This window comes from Chitinispirillales bacterium ANBcel5, assembly GCA_029688955.1.
GTDB lineage: Bacteria > Fibrobacterota > Chitinivibrionia > Chitinivibrionales > Chitinispirillaceae > Cellulosispirillum > Cellulosispirillum alkaliphilum.
The window spans coordinates 1-5566 of record JARUKZ010000073.1; the positions used below are offsets into that span (position 1 = coordinate 1).

The window sequence follows — 5566 nt, forward strand, 5'->3', positions numbered from 1 at the left end:
TGAAGGCATTGTAATTTATGACAGATCTACAGCTACCCAGGATATTATAATTAGTAATGGCAAAAGAGAAGTAATGAGAAATGAAAAAACTGTTCGACTGTTGCACTTTGAACCTTTTGGTAATGAGTGATTAAATATTTCCAAGTTAATACCACACCGAAATTAACCTCCGTGCACAAAAAAGCCGCCCAGGCAAAACGCGCAAGGTTTTACGGCTTGCCCTACGCAGTAGTCTGCTACGGAGGCTAGGATAGGAGAACCGACCTGAGTGGTCCCTTAGCTCCCAACCAAAGGGTCTGCGAAGGGTTGCGCCTAGAGCATTTTTTGTAGTTTTCATAATTTGTAGTGGTGTTTTAAAAAATAGTTTTGGGTCGGCCCAGAAATAATCAGTGTAATTGCTCTAAACCAAGCTGCAGTGGGCAATATTTTTTATATTCCCGCCAATAATCCCAGCTCTTAGAACTCAATGGGAATGCATTGCAACAAGCTCTAAGAGCTTAGAGCTTAAAAAGGTGCAATTCTCAAAGTTCACCGATTGCCGAAAAGATTATATTAGGTTAAACATCAGCACAAGCAGATACTTCCTGACGCGCATTGCAGGTTCAGATGTATTTGAGCACCTGAATAAACGCAGAAATTGTGAACATTCATCCTTAGGATTCGATAGGAGGGGTAGCCATCGAGCTCTAAGGGGCTGAAAACAGGAGAAAAAATGGCCATTAGAGGCAGTAAAGAGCATTCGACCCGGGAAAAAACGCTGCTAAAGTCTTTCTTCTGAAGCTCATAGCTCAAAGCTCACCGCTCATCGCTATTTCAATTATATTCAGTTTATGGATAAAGTGGTCAGAGAGTGGGATGATTTGAGGGAGAGCTCCGGCTTAGAGAGGCTAAAGGAGGTTCATGGTTTGGCCCTTGAGATAAGTGCAGGGGTGGTGGGGGATCCGGTGAGGGTGGAGAATCATGAGCTAACATTAGAATACAAACAACAAGATAAAAAGAGAAGGAATTATCTATTTATTGATGGTTACATTCGATTAAATATTGATTTGAATCCTGTTCACGAAGAAAATTTATTTGGCTCATTACAGAGTATGGGATTAAAAATAAGAAGTTCTGAAAATATTTCGGTGTACATAGCGCAAGAAGACACTAATAATCTTTTTTCGGATGTATTGTTGGATGGAGTAAACCGAAGATGTACAATATTGGCTTTGACTGATTCTATGTGGACATTACTTGAACAAAATGGCATATGGGGACAAGGTCATGAAGATTCAGATGGGCAAAAATATTACCTTGGGATTGATCTTGTCAGACTGCCTTTGAGGAGTATTGCAAGTGACATCAATATTTCAGGTTTTACAAAAAGAGGTGACATAGAAGGGACAATAACCAATATCCGAAAAAATATCCTCCGCACAAGATCTTTTAGAAAGTCAATTAATCGTACTGATACTTTAGAAAACGACCGAACGGATAATTTTTTTCTGCATGGCCAGAAGCGATATATTGAACTTGATAGTGGATTTGTTGGTTCCAATGTGGTAGGCTTCGATATGCAGGGGGCCGATTATGTACGAGACAAAATAGAAATCATACAGGATACTTTAGGTGCAATGGTTATTGATAAATCACCTGGAGGATTTGACTTAGTTGCTTGGCTCAAGGATCAAGCCGGGAGATTTCTGGCTTACTTTGGATTTAGTTTTGACGCGGCTAAGTATTTTTTTAGAGATGCTGATGATTCTAATTTCAAAGCGGTGGTTATGGGTAATGAATTATTACGTGTTCACTTAGCTGAAGAATCTCAACTTAAAACAGATGTTGATGAAAATAATGACAAGATAGAAATAACACGGACAAGTGGAATAAATGTGTATTTGCCTGATGGAACGCAACTTTTTAATGATGGCCAAGATGTAATCGAGAAAAAATGGAAAGACTATGTTAATCAAATAATAAAGCAAGAAGTTATTGATGTCGAGCTTGTTGATGAAGAGTTACAGATTTTAACTGTCAGGTATAAGCCAAAAAACAGTATTGGAAATTATCCTGAAGAGAAAGGATATTTTGTCCCCATAAGAATAAGAAATGTAGATTTTTATGATCAAAGTACAACCACATGGAATATACAGGACAGGATTAACTATTCAAAAATTGCAACCAGAGGAGCACCGATAAGAGCAAATATTGAGTTTTCCACAACACAAATCGATGGTATGCAAATTCCTTCAGATGAAATGATTAGAGAGCAACATACGTTGGCCTTAGCATTTGTTGGTGGTTTGAATGGGGTTTATTTAGATGAAATGTGCGAACGATTGGTTTTGTACGATTCTGATAAACAAGAACAACACGAAAGTGTGAGTAAATTGGAAATATCTGAAGGTAATATGAAAATCATTTTTGATCCTGAAGCATATATAGATGCGAATCTTAGAAGAGACCAGGCTATACAGTTTAGGCCAAGATATACGTTTGAGGTTGCACCTGGAAGATACCAATCAATTGAAGATACTGAGGAGTTAAATAGAGTATCTGGTTATCAGTTTGGGAAATCAGTTTACACAAGTAACAACTCAATATTAAAAAGAAGAGAGTTTCTCGCGGAATCTAAAACATCTATGGAAAACGTTTATAGTGCTGGAGTAGTTAACCTAACATTTGCAAATAGTGACTTTGATGAATTTCCGGATAGAAGAATGCAATATCCGCATCAAGCATCTTGGTATATGCTATCCGGGCATGGGCTTAGTACAGGAGATGCTGGATTTTTGTTTACTAGAAATAGAAATGCACATGGTAGAGAATACAGAATAGAACTTTTAGGTTTTGATGCCAAATATGATATGTTTCATAGAGATATAATTAATGACAGTTGGCAAAATTTGGATGTGATTATCTTTAATAGTTGTTACAATCTTAACATTAAAATAGATGACGATACATACCCCACAGATGAACAATTATGGTATGAGATAAGCAAGCTTAACGGATTACAGTGGTTTGACCTCATTAATAGAAATGGAGTTGTTCTTGGATGGGGAGAATGTATCATTAATGGGAAAATGTACGGTAGTGATGGGCGTGCACGTGGTATGTCGCCTGCCGATAAGCAATGGACAGCAAACGGGGAATATGTGGAGTGGACACAGGAAATGATAAAAAGGTTCAGAGAAAGTATTGATAGTCAAGCTGATATCACAAATAGCATGATTGCTAAGGCCTGGGTTGATGCCACTAACCAAATGATTAACGATGATGATTTCGAAATGCCAGAAAATAAAGGGCCTGCCCGATTTAACGCCATAGGAATTGCAGAAGAAAATGGAGTAGTAAAGGTATGGGCCATGGACAGGGCTACAGAACCAGCCAGAGTAAAATTAGTTTGGGAAAAGGAGATACCATAGAATGAAAACTAAAAACAGACTATTAATATTAGCTGTTTTTTGTATTATAACAGTACAATTGCCGGTAACAGCCCACATAAGAACCGATGATTGGATAGACAGTATTTGTACGGCGGAGTTAGGAAGAGAACACACGCAATTCGATTGGTGTGTAGATAGACACAAAAGAAGAAGGGAGAGTATACACGAAGATATTGAAAGGCATAGGACAGGAATAACTGAGTATTTAGAATATGTGAGAAAATATCCAGACTGGGTTGCATATTACAGATATTTTAATTTCGACCGCAAGAGAATCGAAGAAATCAAAAAAAAAGTGAATGCTGCTGCCAGAAATTACAGTACCGAAACCGATTTGGAAAGATTAAGATTTTACTGGGAAAACTTGGGTGGTGTAAAATGCATAATAGGCAGGTATAACATGGTACATTTTTTATTGGACCAGGAGATCCCTGATATTACTTACGAAAGCATGGGCAGGCAATCCCCGAGGGCAGACTATAGTTGTGGAGTTTTCAAAGATACCACCGAATTAGATATCTTCAGGGCTTTTGGATTCGCATCTACTTATTTTGACATACCAGACCATGACAGGTTTATAGAAAAAATAAGAGATGAGCCAGTACTCCGCTTTCGCTTCGAGGTTAGTAAAATGCGACAGAACAGTTTACATGCTTCAGATTCTTCATCAATTTATTTTATTGATAAATATTTAGATTTGAATGACGAATATAGAAAATTAATTTACAGTATTTATGGCTATATAATTAATTATATCATGAGGCCAATGCACGAAAAACACACTTTGATACTGCGGCTGGAGAAAAAGACGGAGTTAACCGAAAAAGATGAGAAAGTGTTGGAGGAGGTAAACAGGTACTTTACTGAAAACAATAACTTCACATGTGAATTTCTGCCTTTTGTAGTTGAAATGGATAGAAAACATGATAATAGTAGGTATGGTATGAGGAAAAGACTGCTGGAATATGTTCAAACCATAACTGGAAATTGTGATTGATCAATGCGTTAGTGTACATTTGCTACTTAAATTAATATCTCCAGTTCAAAAGCCCTGCCTTCTCATAGCCGCCCTACTGTACCACTGCCCTACTGTACCACTGCCTGGCCCACGAATCCAAACCAACCTCGTTTTGGTAGCCACATTTTTGAGCACCTGAAATAAAAAACGATGAGTTAGCAAAAAACATAGAACTGTGGGTAAAACGAAAGCTTGATCTAGATCTTACTATGCCTGATGATTTTTATATAGAAAAAAAAGTATTGCCAATTCGTTTTGTCCTCCCTTAGAACCGATGAATTATGGTCGGATCAGAAAAAAACAGTGTAATTGCCCTAAACCAAACTGCAATGGGCAAAACTTTAACATTCCCGACAAATTTCCGGCTCTTAGACCCCGGTGGGAATGCATTGCAACAAGCTCTAAGAGCTTAAAAGGTGCATCTCCCAAAACTCACCAATTCTCGAAAAGATTATATTAGGATAGTCCTCAGCATAAGCAGATACTTCCTGGTGCGCATTGCAGGTTCAGGTGCATTTGAGCACCTGAATAAACGCAGAAATTGTGAACATTCATCCTTAGAATGGGATAGAAGGTGTAGCCATCGAGCTCTAAGGGGCTGAAAACAGGAGAAAAATAGGAAAAAATGGCCTTTAGAGGCATTAAAGGGCGTTTTTGCTGGTCCGACCCGGAAATCCGCTGCTAAAGTCTCTCTTCCGAAGCTCATAGCTCAAAGCTCACCGCTCATCGCTACTTCAATTATATTCAGTTTATGGATAAAGTGGTCAGAGAGTGGGGTGATTTGAGGGGGAGCTTCGGCTTAGAGAGGCTAAAGGAGGTTCATGATAGGGCCCTTGAGATAAGTGCAGGGGTGGTGGGGGATCCGGTGAGGGTGGAGAATCATGGAACTTTATCGGATTTTGGAAAACAGATAAGTGAGCGAAAAAATTATATCTTTTATGAGGGATACACGCGTCTTCATACTGTATTCAAGGAAGAGTATCCGATTACAGAGGGTAATTTAAGTGGAATAGGAATGATGATAAGAATCAGTGATAATATATCCTTGTTTCAGGCAAATATGAATGATACAGTGAATATATTTGACAGTGCATTTCTTAACGGGGAAGAGGGTGAT

General features: G+C 38.4%; 3 protein-coding genes. All 3 read left to right on the forward strand.

Annotated elements, in window-relative coordinates; translation table 11 throughout:
• The first annotated feature begins 905 nt into the window (after positions 1-905).
• Complete coding sequence (locus QA601_18535; protein MDG5817102.1) at positions 906-3410, forward strand: hypothetical protein; 2505 nt, start codon at positions 906-908, stop codon at positions 3408-3410.
• Between the two features lies 1 nt (position 3411).
• On the forward strand, positions 3412-4428 hold the full coding sequence (locus tag QA601_18540) for a hypothetical protein (protein ID MDG5817103.1): 1017 nt from the start codon (positions 3412-3414) through the stop codon (positions 4426-4428).
• 781 nt (positions 4429-5209) lie between these two features.
• On the forward strand, positions 5210-5566 hold a 357-nt coding region (locus QA601_18545; GenBank protein ID MDG5817104.1), incomplete at its 3' end, for a hypothetical protein.